The following is a 12,550-nucleotide window of genomic DNA, read 5'->3' on the forward strand; positions in this document are numbered from 1 at the left end:
AGCCTCATAAACTGACACGTAAAATCAAACCTATATAAACCTCAACTCTGTATATATACCCTCTATCGCCCTAATACCATTGTTTTAATTAATATCGTGATTTGTGCTAATAATGGCATCTCTCATCTTATCAACTGCTAACGACCTATCTATGAATCTTACTGAATTAAAGAAAAAATCAATCGCTGAGCTATTGGCCATCGCTAAAGAGATGGGTCTTGATAATATGGCGCGTAGCCGTAAGCAAGACATTATCTTTGCTATCCTAAAAACCCATGCCCGTAATGGTGAAGCCATTTATGGTGACGGCGTGCTTGAGGTTCTTCCTGATGGTTTTGGCTTTTTGCGCTCATCAGAAGGCTCTTATTTAGCAGGTCCTGACGACATTTATGTCAGCCCTAGCCAAATTCGCCGCTTTAGTCTAAAAACCGGTGACAGTATCGCTGGTACGATTCGTCCACCAAAAGATTCTGAGCGTTATTTTGCGCTGCTAAAGGTTGGTGAGATCAACTTTGATACGCCAGATCGCTCACGTCATAAGCTTATTTTTGAGAACTTGACACCCTTATTTCCAACTGAGCAGCTAAAGCTTGAGCTTGGTAACGGTACCACTGAGGACTTGACTGGTCGTATCATCGACCTGATTGCACCGATTGGTAAAGGTCAGCGTTCTATCATCGTCGCACCGCCAAAAGCGGGTAAAACGATGCTACTACAGACAATCGCTCAGTCGATTACACGTAACAATCCTGAATGTTATCTGATCGTACTACTGATTGATGAACGTCCAGAAGAAGTCACCGAGATGGTACGTACTGTACGCGGTGAAGTGGTTGCCTCTACCTTTGATGAACCGCCACAACGTCACGTACAAGTCGCTGAAATGGTCATCGAAAAAGCCAAGCGCTTGGTTGAACATAAACAAGACGTGGTCATTCTGCTTGACTCAATTACCCGTCTTGCCCGTGCTTATAACACCGTTATTCCTTCATCAGGTAAAGTGTTGACCGGTGGTTTGGATGCCAATGCCCTTGAGCGTCCAAAACGTTTCTTTGGTGCTGCTCGTAATATTGAAGAAGGCGGCAGCTTGACCATTATTGCCAGTGCCCTTATTGATACTGGTAGTAAGATGGACAGCGTTATCTTTGAAGAATTTAAAGGTACCGGTAACCAAGAGATTACCCTTGAGCGCGACTTGGCTGAAAAGCGTGTCTTCCCTGCGATTAATATTAAAAAATCTGGTACGCGCCGCGAAGAGCGTCTACTGGACGAAGACAAACTGCGTAAGGTTTGGATTTTACGTAAACTGCTTCAACCGATGGATGGTGTACAAGCAACCGAGTTCTTGTTGGACCGTTTAAAAGAAGCCAAAACCAACGACGAATTCTTTGAGCAAATGAAACGCAAGTCACAAAATTAATTTGTAATCATTCTGCTAAACTCATTCATATATTTGATTCATATTAAGACTGCCACTAGGCGGTCTTTTTCGTTAATGATTATCAAAATATTAGCATATCTATTTCCGATACAACTATCCAGTATCAGGCAGAATCTCGCTTGATGACACAGTGTGGCAACATCAATTACAGCTCGTTTGCAAAGTTTAGCGTTTCTACTACGAATATGTAGCCACTAACCGACTATTATGATGGATAGTAGGAATACATTTGAAAATATTATGGACATCATATTTTCAAGATATCGTATTTTAAATTTGATGAATTAATAGGTAATATTATGAAATTTGCTAAAATGATCGCAATGACGGCAATTACTAGCTCTGCTCTTATCATGGGTGGCTGTGCTACTAACGGATACAACAGCGGTTTGAGCAATACCGCTAAAGCTGCCACCGCTGGTGCGGCTGCCGGTGCGCTTATTACAAGTAAAGGCGACAGCAAAGACATCGCTCGTGGCGCAATTGCTGGTGCAGTTATCGGCGGTACTGGTGGTTATATTTATGACCAAACCAGATAATCAGTTTTTAAGCAGCTATTTTGGCACATATATTTTAATTGAAGATATTACCTAGCCAACTAGCTGATAAAAAAGCCTGCAACTAATTGCAGGCTTTTTTGTATCTAGTAGTTTTAATTTGATTAACAAGCAATCTTTCTAGATTAGCTTATAAAATCGAGCTATAAAGCACCACTAAACGTATCACAAGATTGGACGTTACCACTCTCTAGACCACGCGTAAACCACTCTACACGTTGTTGGCTAGTACCATGAGTAAAGTTATCAGGCACTACCGCGCCGCCGCCTGCACGTGCTAAGCGGTCATCACCAATTTGACCAGCCGCATTGATGGCTTCATCGATGTCTCCTGCTTCTAAAAATTGTACACGCTCTTGATTGCGCTGTGCCCAAACACCAGCAAAGCAATCAGCTTGCAGCTCTTGTAGTACAGACAATTTATTCGCTTGCGCACTCGTCACTTGACGACTGGCTTCATTCACTTGCTGAGTAATACCGAGTAAAGTCTGCACATGATGACCTACTTCATGAGAGATAACATAGGCCTGAGCGAAATCTCCAGCCTTGTTTTGATTCTCGCTATCGCCCGAATTTTGAATATCACCAGAAATACCGAGCTTTTGGCGCATCTCTACAAAAAACGACGTATCTAAATAGACTGTCTGATCACCTGGACAATAAAAAGGACCGGTCGCTGAGCTGGCACTACCACAGGCAGAACTGACTTGCCCATTAAACAAAATTAATGATGGCTCTTTATAAGTGCTACCGCCCTCATTGAATATCTGATGCCAGACTGCTTCAGTATCTGCCAACACCACTTTGACAAACTGTGTATCCCGGTCGTCACTGGTTGCAGGCTCAGTGGATGTACTACCACCGCCTGCGACCTCTTGACCGGTCTGTAATGCGGTCATCGGGTTTACCCCAAATACTAGCCATAGAATACCAGCGATAATAATACCGCCGATACCGCCGCCAATTAATTTACCGCCACCACTACTGGTACGTACGTTAGAACTGCCCCGTCTGCCTTGCCATTTCATAGTTTCACTCCCAAAAAATCCGATACTTTACGTTGTATGTACCAATTATTATTGATGTTATATAATTTTTAGCTCAGTCCTGTGATTCAACCCTTTAAGCAGCTAGCATAATGTGTAATAGATTAACCAATCACTTTTCGCTGATTCGTTGTGCTCCTAGCTTTCTTTATAATTGACTACTATTGTATGAATTTACTCATTCAATCCCTATGCCATTTATCCTAGAGTAAGAATACAGATAGATAAGAGTAAGAATATTAAGACATAGATACCTTATTTCAAATAGCCTGATGTCGTTGATTATACGTCGATTAATTTGATTTATTGTATTAAGAATTATGTAATATGAGTAAAGAAAAACCTCGTTTACAATTTTATTGTAACTTAATTGTACAACCTCTTTCCATGAAGAAAGAAATCATATAGAATGCGTGGAAGCTGAGTAGCTGTGACTAAGACTAGTTGAATATCTGAGACATCTCGGACATTCGACCTTTTTTTTGCTGCTACTGCTCATTCAATTATCCCGGAGAAAACCTATGAACTTAAAATTACTTGCTCTAGCTGGTATCATGACTGCAACTATGGGCTTAACTGCCTGTGATAGCAACAAAGAAAACGCTGCTGAAGATTTATCTGACGCGCAAGAAGAAGTGACTGACGCTTCTGAGCAATTAGACGAAGCTGCTGCTGAAGGCGAAGCTGTTCCTGCTGAAGCTGAAGTTGCTGTTGATGCCGCTGCAGCTGACATCACTGAAGCACAAGTTGCTACTGCTACTGACGAAATGGACGCTGAAGTACCTGTAGACGGTACTACTACTAGCGTTGACGTAGCTAGCGAAACTCCAGCTGTAGACGCAGCTGACGAAGTTGTAGTTGAAGAACCAGCTCAGTAATTTTTATTTTCATAAATAAAAATACTGCACTAAAAAAAAGAGAGCGTAAGCTCTCTTTTTTTATGTCTGAAATTTATGTTTTATAAAACTAAAACGTCGTCGCATAAAAAATGATGGCTATGACAGTCAATTTAACATATGACTGTCATAACCATCATTTTTAATCACTAGCTATGACTATTATAGATCAAATAAACGCTCGTCGACCTGTTGGCGGAATTTCTGCCCTGTTTTAAAGGTCACCACACGGCGCGCCGATACCGCAACTGGCTCCCCTGTCTTAGGGTTACGACCTGGGCGGCTATTTTTGTCTTTAAGCTCAAAGTTGCCAAAGCCTGAAAGCTTGACCTCTTTGCCATCAATCAAACTCTCTGACAATTCGTCAAAGAAATTCTCTACCAAACAGCGACCTTCTTGGCGCGTTAGGTTTAGATGATTCATCAAATGCTCAATCATGTCAGATTTGGTTAAGGTGCTCACAGTACGACTCCTATGCTATGTCGTGATGTCGAATATCATGGTTTAGCGGTATGAGAATTAATGTTAGCTATTATAAAGGTTTTTTCGCGTATTTTTAATAAAGTCTACATTAAAATCCTTTATTAATAACCACTTAACTCATTTTTGAAAATTTATATAAAAAACAGTCGATATAAAAGATGGTTCTTGGCAATCATAAAATTAAAAACGCTCTATAGCCCTGTTTATATTAGGGCTATAGAGCACGCATCTTTTATGATGAAAGGTTAACTGTCGCGCAGCTGTACTGAATGCTGAACCGTTAGCGCTTGTACCACATTGTCAGTAGCCATTTTTACAACGTCATCTGATAGGGTTTGTGCTTTATCTTGCCATATCAAGGCAAAAGCTAACGAACGCTGACCCGTTGGTACTTTATCGCCTTGGTAAACATCGAATAACCATAAATCGCTCAGAAGCGCACCTGCCGCATTACGTATGGTTGACTCTAATGTCTGTAGGCTAATATCATTATCTACCAAGATGGCAATATCGCGGCGTACTTGCGGGAACTTACTTGGCGTTGCGATGCTATGCTGCTCACGAGCAAGCGTTAGCAATGGTGCCAGTGACAACTGCGCAACCCAAGTAGCAGGTAGGTCTAGTTGCTTAGCCGTATTGGGATGCAATTGTCCAAGCCAGCCAATATATTGGTCATCAATATATAGCTTAGCGCTCTGTCCAGGATGAAGGAAATTTAGTCCACTACGCTCATAGCGAATACGTGAGCTCGCCATTTTCACCGGCAATAACTGCTCAATATCATGCTTCAAGTCATAAAAATCTAGCGCACGGTTTTGATAAGCTTGCTCATCCCATACATCACCCACTGCCACTATGGCAATACTTGGCGTTTGTACTAAATCACTAACACTATGACCGACAAAGCTCAGACCTGTTTCAAAGAAACGCACGCGTGACTGCTGGCGATTTAGGTTATATTGCACACATGGCAATAAGCTTGATAGCAAGGTACGACGCATCACCGCCAAATCGCTGGAAATAGGATTTGCCAATGCCAACACTGCACCCAATGCTTCATCATCAAGCAAGGCTTCTAGTTTGGCATCACTAAAGCTAAAGCTAATCGCTTCCATATAACCATTATCGACCAATGCTAGCTTCATCTCATGGGTCAAGTCTGCGGTATCGTCATAATCCATACTGACTTGCAAATGCGGCAATATACTTGGAATATTGTCATAGCCATAGATACGAGCAATCTCTTCGATCAAATCTTCTTTGATGCTCATATCAAAGCGATACGATGGCGGCGTACAAATAAGGCTATCTACTTGCTGCTCTACTTCAAACCCTAACTGGGTTAAGATACGTACCATGATTGCTGGCTCAATCTCAATGCCAATGACATCACGAACCTTAGCAATTGGTAATGTAATAGGCGCACGTACAGGCAAATGATCGCTATTTTCCACTACTAAAACTTGCCCTGCTTGGCTACTTGTAACGCTAGTAATCAAATCAACAGCACGCGCTAAAGCAAGCGTTGGCAATTCAAAATCGACACCACGCTCAAAACGTTGTGAGGCATCGGTATGCAGACCAAAACGGCGTGCGCGCGCAGCGATAGCCAATGGATTAAAGAAGGCACTCTCTAACACAATATTGGTGGTGCTATCGGTAACACTACTACGCTGACCACCCATAATACCGGCAAGAGCAAGTACGCCTTTATCATCAGCAATGACCAATTCATCACCCGTTAAGCTAATGGTCTGCTCATTGAGTAAGGTAATGGTTTCTTCAGGCTGTGCCAAACGCACAACGATATCGCCCTCGATAGTATCAGCGTCAAACGCATGTAACGGTTGACCCAATTCCATCAACACATAGTTGGTCACATCAACTAAAAAGTTGTGCGAGCGTAGTCCTGACTGCACTAGTGCATCTTGCATCCATTTTGGCGTATCGATAGTACGATCGATATTGCTTATCGACTGTAAAAGGTAGCGTGGACAAGCTTCTACCGCACTGACTGTCACAGCTGGCATATTTTGCATAGCTTCGTTTTGAGTAACATCGCTATTATCAGGGATATTTGGCATTTGTAACGGCAAATCATTAATCACTGATATCTCGCGCGCCATACCACGTACGCTAAAGCAATCACCGCGATTTGGAGTAATAGAGATATCTAGGATTTGATTGTCTAAGCCCAAATATTCACGGATATCCATACCGATTGGGGCGTCAGCTGGCAATTCAAGCAAACCGTCTATGCTATCAGTTAAATCAATTTCAGAAGCACCGCAGAGCATACCGTTCGAGTCGACACCGCGTAAGTTGCCATTTTTAATGTGGAAGCCCGCACCGTTATCAGAAGGTAAAACAGCACCGACGGTCGCAACAGGTGCTTTCATACCAACAGTCACATTGGGCGCGCCGCAAACGATTTGTAACGGCTCAGCTGCACCAATATTAACCTGCGTCACGCGCAATTTATCGGCATCTGGATGCTGCTCGACGCTGATAACTTCACCGACGACCACACCACTAAAGGCACGAGCAACCGCATAGCGATCATCAATCTCAAGTCCTGCCATCGTTAGTTGGTCTGCCAACTGTTCACTGTTATTGTTGGGATTCACCCATTGACGTAGCCATTGTTCGCTAATTTTCATAAGTATCTCGGATCAGAATTTTATAATAAATATTTTAGAATAAAGGGTGACGTATTATTAACGAAAATCTAGCCAAACTGCTTTAAAAAGCGCACGTCATTTTGGAAAAACAGGCGCAAATCATCGATACCGTAATACAGCATCGCAAAGCGCTCAATACCCATACCAAAGGCAAAGCCAGTATATTTTTCGGCATCAATACCGCAATTGGTCAGTACTTGTGGATGCACCATACCGCAGCCCATGACTTCAAGCCATTTACCATTATCGTCTAGGATATCGACTTCAGCAGAAGGCTCGGTAAATGGGAAAAATGAAGGGCGGAAACGAACGGTCAGCTCTTTGGCAAAAAACGCTTCTAAGAACTCACTAATCAGACCTTTGAGCTCAGCAAAAGTGCTCGACTCAGTAACCATAAGCCCTTCTAGCTGATGGAACATCGGTGAATGGGTTTGGTCCGAGTCATTGCGGTAAACACGACCGGGGCAAATAATGCGAATCGGTGGTTCATTCTTTTCCATCGTACGAATCTGTACCGGACTGGTGTGCGTACGCAGTAAATAATGCGCATCAAAGTAGAACGTATCATGCATCGCGCGTGCAGGATGGTGCGACGGGATATTGAGCGCTTCAAAGTTATAATAGTCGCTCTCAACTTCAGGACCGGTTGCGACGTTAAAGCCGGCTTGTATAAAATACTGCTGCATACGCTGAGTAATCATCGTTACCGGATGCAAATGACCTTTTTGACCACCGCGAGCAGGCAATGTAATATCAATACTTTCGCTTGCAAGTTTGGCATTGAGTGCCGCCACTTCTAGCTGCTGCTGCTGTGCTGTCAATGCGTCTTGAATACGGCTACGCACTTCATGTAACCAGCCACAGTAGGTTTTTTTGTCATCGCTACTAAGCTTACCCATCTGCTTTGACCAACCGGTTAATGGGCTCTTTTTACCGGTCAATTGCACTCGTAAATCTTGTAATAAACGCACATCGGTGACTTGTAAAATTAAAGCCTCAGCAGCACTGGTAAATTCAATTAACAGGGCTTCATTAAGCTCATTGAGCTCTGAGGATAAGGTCGGTAGCGCCGACAAATCGTTGTTAGCAGCAGGGGTAGTCATAAGACGCATCATTCCTGATTTAGACGAACTGTTAATGGTAGGGATTTGACCAAATATTGCAAACCATTTACCCATTCATGTGACAATAATATTAATGATATGAATGGCTTGAATATTTAGACGACGATAATTTAGACAACAATAAATGCTGTTTTATAAAAGGGTATGTAATTATAGCGCTAAAAAATTGGCTGTCCGACAATGTTATATAAAAAAAGCCACCGACCAGCGGTAGCTTTTATTAATATCGTACTATTAATCAATATTATTCCTATCCATATAGATAACTACTTATAAATAATGACTTAACAAGCAGCATACCTAAAGAAAGGTTAATATTTATGCTAGTTCCGCTTTTGCTTTTTCAACCAATGCTGTGAAAGTCGCTGCATCATGCATAGCGATGTCAGCAAGTACGCGACGATCGATTGCGATGTTGGCTTTTTTCATACCATTGATAAAGCGGCTATAGCTTAAGCCGTTTAAGCGTGCACCAGCATTGATACGTGCAATCCAAAGACGACGGAAGGTACGTTTTTTGTTGCGACGGTCACGATAAGCATATTGACCAGCTTTGGTCACTGCTTGTACCGCTACGCGGTAAACACGTGAACGGGCACCGTAGTAGCCTTTTGCGCGTTTTAGGATTTTTTTGTGACGACGATTCGCCTGTACACCACGTTTTACACGGGCCATAAATTACTCCAAGATTTCTTTAATTACTGTTAAACGAGTCACGATGCCATTGAATAATAGACATCGTTATCAGATTGCAAAGTCAGGAATTTTTAATTCAGTCGCTATTAATTAAACAGCGCTTAATTAAAGATAAATGACGATAGCCTATTAGATGTATGGGCACATACGACGAACTGCTGCTTCGTCAGACTTGTCCACCATCTTAAGACCGCGCAACTGGCGAATACGCTTAGCTGATTTCTTGGTCAAAATATGGCTTTTGTTTGCTTGCTTACGCTTGAAGCCGTTTGCTGTTTTTTTGAAGCGTTTAGCTGCACCGCTTCTGGTTTTCATCTTAACTTTCATGATGATTTGCCTCTTTGTCTTTGATAGAACCTGGTCGTCAAATAGTTAAAAGAGAATAGTCGCTGTAAAAACAAGCACTAAACCTCTATTTGCCTCGAGGTGGGAGGCGCTATTTTAGCAGATAGGTCGCTGTTTTGCCAAGGAAAGTTTTGCTCCCTACTCTTACCGACTCTTCGTGCTGAAAACGAATAACCTTTAGCCTAGGTTATCTTCAAATATTATATAAATAAAAGCTTAAAAATAAAGTGTGTGTTCACAAATCTGTTATGACTAATTAACAATTATTGGTCTATCAAAATGCAGCTCAGGTATAATTGTCATTTATTGAATGTCATTAAAATATTGAATGTCAGTCTAAGCTATGTTTAAGTAGTGATTGCGTCTTAATAAAGCTTTAACATAGCGCATTCTGAATCCTGTTATTTAACAAACACTTTACTTCTTTCCAATTATAAGACGACAGATAAATGATGACTTTACCTGCATGGCTGACTGCCGTAAATTTTAATGCTGATGGTTTGATTCCTGCAATTGCGCAAGATCATGAGTCAGGACGTATTTTGATGATGGCTTGGATGAATGCTGAGTCGCTACAATTGACCGCGCAAACGCAGACGGCGGTTTATTTTTCGCGTTCACGTGCCAAGTTATGGCACAAGGGTGAATCATCAGGACATACTCAACGTGTACATGATATTCGTCTGGATTGTGATGCCGATGTGATTGTCCTTAGCGTCACTCAAGTAGGCGGTATTGCTTGTCATACTGGTCGAGAATCTTGTTTTTATCAGCGTTTGAACTTGTCTGGGAGCATGCCTGAATGGCAAACGGTTGATAAAGTACTAAAAAATCCTGCTGATATTTATCATTCAACTGAAGTAGCTAATAATCCACAAACCAACAATGCGACAGCTAATAGCTTAGTCAGTTCTGATGCTGATCAAGCCAAAGCAGATAAAACCTCAATTTTACAGCAGTTGGATCGGGTATTGGCAGAACGCAAACAGGCAGATGCTGATAGCTCTTATGTGGCAAGCTTATACGCTAAAGGTCTCAATAAAATATTAGAAAAAGTGGGTGAAGAAAGTACTGAAAGTATCATCGCTGCCAAAGATTTTGCTAATTGCGATGAAAATGTAGACAAAGCACAATATGATGAAGCACGTTCTGAGCTTATCTATGAAGTCGCAGATGTTTGGTTTCATACCTTGGTGGGTCTAGCATGGTTCGATATCGAATCAGATGCCATATTAAACGAGTTAGGTCGACGTTTTGGTCTATCAGGTATTGATGAAAAGGCGGCTCGATAGCTTTTATAAGCTGGGGCGATGCCCTGTTTGATTATTGTTGCTTTCACCTTTTTGTCACAAGTGCAGGTTATAATATAGCTCTGTTTCACTTCACATAGTATGCCGACTTTAAGTGTATGGAATATATCGCTATTCAATACACTTAAAGTCGGCATATAAAGACTGAAAACCAAGACAAAAGGATACTTTTATGGGTAGTTTTTCTATTACGCATTGGCTGATATTATTAGTGGTAGTGGTGGTCGTATTTGGCACCTCTAAGCTAAGAAACGCCGGTAAAGATTTGGGCGGCGCGGTCAAAGGTTTTAAAGAAGCGGTCAAAGACGAAAATACTGAGCACGCTAAAAAGCAGGTGGTGCTCGATCACGATGGCAACGCACACACTGAAGAGCGCCCAACAACCACCAAGGTTGATGATAAGCATAATGTATAGCATCTAGACAATGATACTGAGCCATTATGTTTGATATTGGGTTTTCTGAATTACTCCTTTTTGGGGTTATCGCCTTAATCGTCTTGGGTCCTGAAAAGCTACCGCAAGCGGCGCGTACTGCTGGGCAATGGTATGCCAAAATTCGCCGTACCGTCTCTACCTTGCAGTCCGAAATCGAAGCTGAGCTTGATTTGGCTGAAACTCGCCAACTGATGCAAAAAGAGCTGGCTAAAATCCGCCAAACTGAAGCAGAAATGCGGCGTGAAATGGCAGAGATGCGTGGCAGTATAAAAGAGTTTGAATATTCGCAAAGTCAGAATCTTAAAGCCTCAGACAAAATTACCTCATCTATTAATCAAGAAAATAATGACAGTGCTATACAAAACAATAATGAGCCAAAAGTGTTTTCTTATGCTTATGATCAAGATGATAGCTTAACCGACAATCAACAGTCATCAAATCAGGATATGACTAGCATTAATAGTGATGCAGCAAAAGATACCTCTATTAATAAGCAGCCGGTTCAGCCTTTAATAACTAAGCCGTGGGAAAATATGTGGTTCCGCCTTGGTGCTTATGATAAAGCACGTCGTTTGCCTGCCGCGCCCTATTTACCCAATTATAAAGCCGATATTTTATTAAACAGCTCTTTTGGTAGCCCTTTACATGCACAAGCTTCTGTAAATAAACAGGAGAATGAATAATGGGTTTATTTAAACGGCAAAAAAGTCGCCTAGAAAAGGTAACGGATGCAGCGATTGAAGATAAGACAGAGACGGCAAAAAATGATGAAGCGGGCGACGTATTAAGTCCGTTGGCTGATATGCCTATTACTGAGCATCTCATTGAGCTACGTCGACATCTGATTAAAATATGTGTTGCCGTGCTGGTGATATTTTTAGCGTTGGTCGGCTTTTCACGCGAGTTGTATGATTTTTTATCGGATCCATTGGTTGCCCAGTTACCTGCCAACTCGACGATGATTGCCACAGATATCACTTCAAACTTTATGGCTCCGATACGCTTAACGATATTCGTCGCCGCGTTTTTTGCCATGCCTTATATCTTGTATCAAATTTGGTCGTTTGTGGCACCAGGCTTATATAAAAAAGAGAAAAAAGTCGCTATTCCAGTGCTGCTGTCCTCTATATTTTTATTTTACTCTGGGGTAGCCTTTGCTTATTTTATTGTACTTAAAGGTGTACTGAAGTTCTTTATCCTGTTTGCGCCGCAGAATGTCTTACCGATGACAGATATCGACAGTTATCTGAGTTTTGCGCTTAAGCTTTTTATGGTATTTGGGATAACGTTTGAGATTCCAGTTGTCACTCTGCTGTTGATATTGGTCGGCATCGTCTCCATTCAGAGCTTACAAGATAAACGTCGTTATATCATTGTGGGCTGTTTTGCAGTTGCCGCCATTGTCACACCGCCAGATGGGGTGTCGATGTTGATGCTTGCCATTCCGATGTGGTTATTGTTTGAGCTGGGATTGTTTCTAGCAAGAATTTTAATCAAAGAAGATCGCGACCCTGTTTAAGTAGTAAATAAATACG

General features: G+C 41.9%; 13 protein-coding genes. 7 read left to right on the top strand and 6 right to left on the bottom strand.

The genetic code is table 11. The features are described 5' to 3' along the window. Positions 1 to 151: 151 nt before the first annotated feature. Both rho and VLN09_RS03305 read left to right on the top strand, forming a co-directional pair. On the top strand, positions 152 to 1,420 hold the full coding sequence (gene rho, locus VLN09_RS03300) for a transcription termination factor Rho (RefSeq protein ID WP_325243774.1): 1,269 nt from the start codon (positions 152 to 154) through the stop codon (positions 1,418 to 1,420). A gap of 320 nt (positions 1,421 to 1,740) precedes the next feature. Continuing rightward, complete coding sequence (locus VLN09_RS03305) at positions 1,741 to 1,980, top strand: hypothetical protein (RefSeq protein ID WP_325243775.1); 240 nt, start codon at positions 1,741 to 1,743, stop codon at positions 1,978 to 1,980. Positions 1,981 to 2,141: 161 nt separating this feature from the next. On the opposite strand, the gene ypfJ is transcribed toward VLN09_RS03305, so the two are convergent. Beyond that, a complete protein-coding gene (ypfJ, locus tag VLN09_RS03310) occupies positions 2,142 to 3,026 on the bottom strand; it encodes a KPN_02809 family neutral zinc metallopeptidase (protein WP_325243776.1) in 885 nt (294 codons plus the stop codon). 539 nt (positions 3,027 to 3,565) lie between these two features. On the opposite strand from ypfJ, the gene VLN09_RS03315 reads away from it, so the two are divergent. After that, a complete protein-coding gene (locus VLN09_RS03315) occupies positions 3,566 to 3,922 on the top strand; it encodes a hypothetical protein (protein ID WP_325243777.1) in 357 nt (118 codons plus the stop codon). A gap of 180 nt (positions 3,923 to 4,102) precedes the next feature. Here VLN09_RS03315 and VLN09_RS03320 read toward each other — a convergent pair whose 3' ends face one another. The 5 genes from VLN09_RS03320 to rpmI form a co-directional block, all read right to left on the bottom strand. Further along, positions 4,103 to 4,402, bottom strand: coding sequence for an integration host factor subunit alpha (locus tag VLN09_RS03320; RefSeq protein WP_325243778.1), 300 nt, complete (start codon positions 4,400 to 4,402; stop codon positions 4,103 to 4,105). Between the two features lie 266 nt (positions 4,403 to 4,668). Beyond that, positions 4,669 to 7,083, bottom strand: a complete 2,415-nt coding sequence (gene pheT / locus VLN09_RS03325) for a phenylalanine--tRNA ligase subunit beta (RefSeq protein ID WP_325243779.1) — start codon at positions 7,081 to 7,083, stop codon at positions 4,669 to 4,671. Between the two features lie 68 nt (positions 7,084 to 7,151). Further along, positions 7,152 to 8,207 (bottom strand): phenylalanine--tRNA ligase subunit alpha, encoded by a 1,056-nt coding sequence (gene pheS, locus VLN09_RS03330; protein WP_325243780.1) that lies wholly within the window; start codon positions 8,205 to 8,207, stop codon positions 7,152 to 7,154. A 339-nt stretch (positions 8,208 to 8,546) separates the two neighbouring features. Next, positions 8,547 to 8,903 carry a 50S ribosomal protein L20 gene (rplT, locus tag VLN09_RS03335; RefSeq protein WP_011281252.1) on the bottom strand — a complete coding sequence of 119 codons (357 nt, stop codon included), beginning with the start codon at positions 8,901 to 8,903 and terminating at the stop codon, positions 8,547 to 8,549. A 150-nt stretch (positions 8,904 to 9,053) separates the two neighbouring features. Beyond that, positions 9,054 to 9,251: a 50S ribosomal protein L35 gene (gene rpmI / locus VLN09_RS03340; RefSeq protein ID WP_010197866.1), complete on the bottom strand. Its 198-nt coding sequence runs from the start codon at positions 9,249 to 9,251 to the stop codon at positions 9,054 to 9,056. A 470-nt stretch (positions 9,252 to 9,721) separates the two neighbouring features. Here rpmI and hisIE point away from each other — a divergent pair, with 470 nt between their 5' ends. From hisIE to tatC, 4 genes are all read left to right on the top strand, one after another. Beyond that, positions 9,722 to 10,561 (top strand): bifunctional phosphoribosyl-AMP cyclohydrolase/phosphoribosyl-ATP diphosphatase HisIE, encoded by an 840-nt coding sequence (hisIE, locus tag VLN09_RS03345; RefSeq protein ID WP_325243802.1) that lies wholly within the window; start codon positions 9,722 to 9,724, stop codon positions 10,559 to 10,561. Positions 10,562 to 10,751: 190 nt separating this feature from the next. Beyond that, on the top strand, positions 10,752 to 10,994 hold the full coding sequence (tatA, locus tag VLN09_RS03350) for a Sec-independent protein translocase subunit TatA (protein WP_198332646.1): 243 nt from the start codon (positions 10,752 to 10,754) through the stop codon (positions 10,992 to 10,994). A gap of 26 nt (positions 10,995 to 11,020) precedes the next feature. Next, positions 11,021 to 11,698, top strand: coding sequence for a Sec-independent protein translocase protein TatB (gene tatB / locus VLN09_RS03355; protein ID WP_325243781.1), 678 nt, complete (start codon positions 11,021 to 11,023; stop codon positions 11,696 to 11,698). Then, complete coding sequence (tatC, locus tag VLN09_RS03360; RefSeq protein WP_325243782.1) at positions 11,698 to 12,534, top strand: twin-arginine translocase subunit TatC; 837 nt, start codon at positions 11,698 to 11,700, stop codon at positions 12,532 to 12,534. The genes tatB and tatC overlap by 1 nt, the downstream gene beginning before the upstream one ends. Positions 12,535 to 12,550: the final 16 nt, after the last annotated feature.

The sequence above is a fragment of the Psychrobacter sp. genome (assembly GCF_035469765.1).
GTDB lineage: Bacteria > Pseudomonadota > Gammaproteobacteria > Pseudomonadales > Moraxellaceae > Psychrobacter.

What these genes read in the sequence shown, in the direction of transcription:
- tatA (WP_198332646.1), top strand. Translation starts at nt 10,752, where the DNA reads ATGGGTAGTTTTTCTATTACGCATTGGCTGATATTATTAGTGGTAGTG.
- rpmI (WP_010197866.1), bottom strand. Translation starts at nt 9,251, where the DNA reads ATGAAAGTTAAGATGAAAACCAGAAGCGGTGCAGCTAAACGCTTCAAA.
- ypfJ (WP_325243776.1), bottom strand. Translation starts at nt 3,026, where the DNA reads ATGAAATGGCAAGGCAGACGGGGCAGTTCTAACGTACGTACCAGTAGT.
- rho (WP_325243774.1), top strand. Translation starts at nt 152, where the DNA reads ATGAATCTTACTGAATTAAAGAAAAAATCAATCGCTGAGCTATTGGCC.
- rplT (WP_011281252.1), bottom strand. Translation starts at nt 8,903, where the DNA reads ATGGCCCGTGTAAAACGTGGTGTACAGGCGAATCGTCGTCACAAAAAA.
- hisIE (WP_325243802.1), top strand. Translation starts at nt 9,722, where the DNA reads ATGACTTTACCTGCATGGCTGACTGCCGTAAATTTTAATGCTGATGGT.
- VLN09_RS03305 (WP_325243775.1), top strand. Translation starts at nt 1,741, where the DNA reads ATGAAATTTGCTAAAATGATCGCAATGACGGCAATTACTAGCTCTGCT.
- pheS (WP_325243780.1), bottom strand. Translation starts at nt 8,207, where the DNA reads ATGACTACCCCTGCTGCTAACAACGATTTGTCGGCGCTACCGACCTTA.
- VLN09_RS03315 (WP_325243777.1), top strand. Translation starts at nt 3,566, where the DNA reads ATGAACTTAAAATTACTTGCTCTAGCTGGTATCATGACTGCAACTATG.
- tatB (WP_325243781.1), top strand. Translation starts at nt 11,021, where the DNA reads ATGTTTGATATTGGGTTTTCTGAATTACTCCTTTTTGGGGTTATCGCC.
- pheT (WP_325243779.1), bottom strand. Translation starts at nt 7,083, where the DNA reads ATGAAAATTAGCGAACAATGGCTACGTCAATGGGTGAATCCCAACAAT.
- tatC (WP_325243782.1), top strand. Translation starts at nt 11,698, where the DNA reads ATGGGTTTATTTAAACGGCAAAAAAGTCGCCTAGAAAAGGTAACGGAT.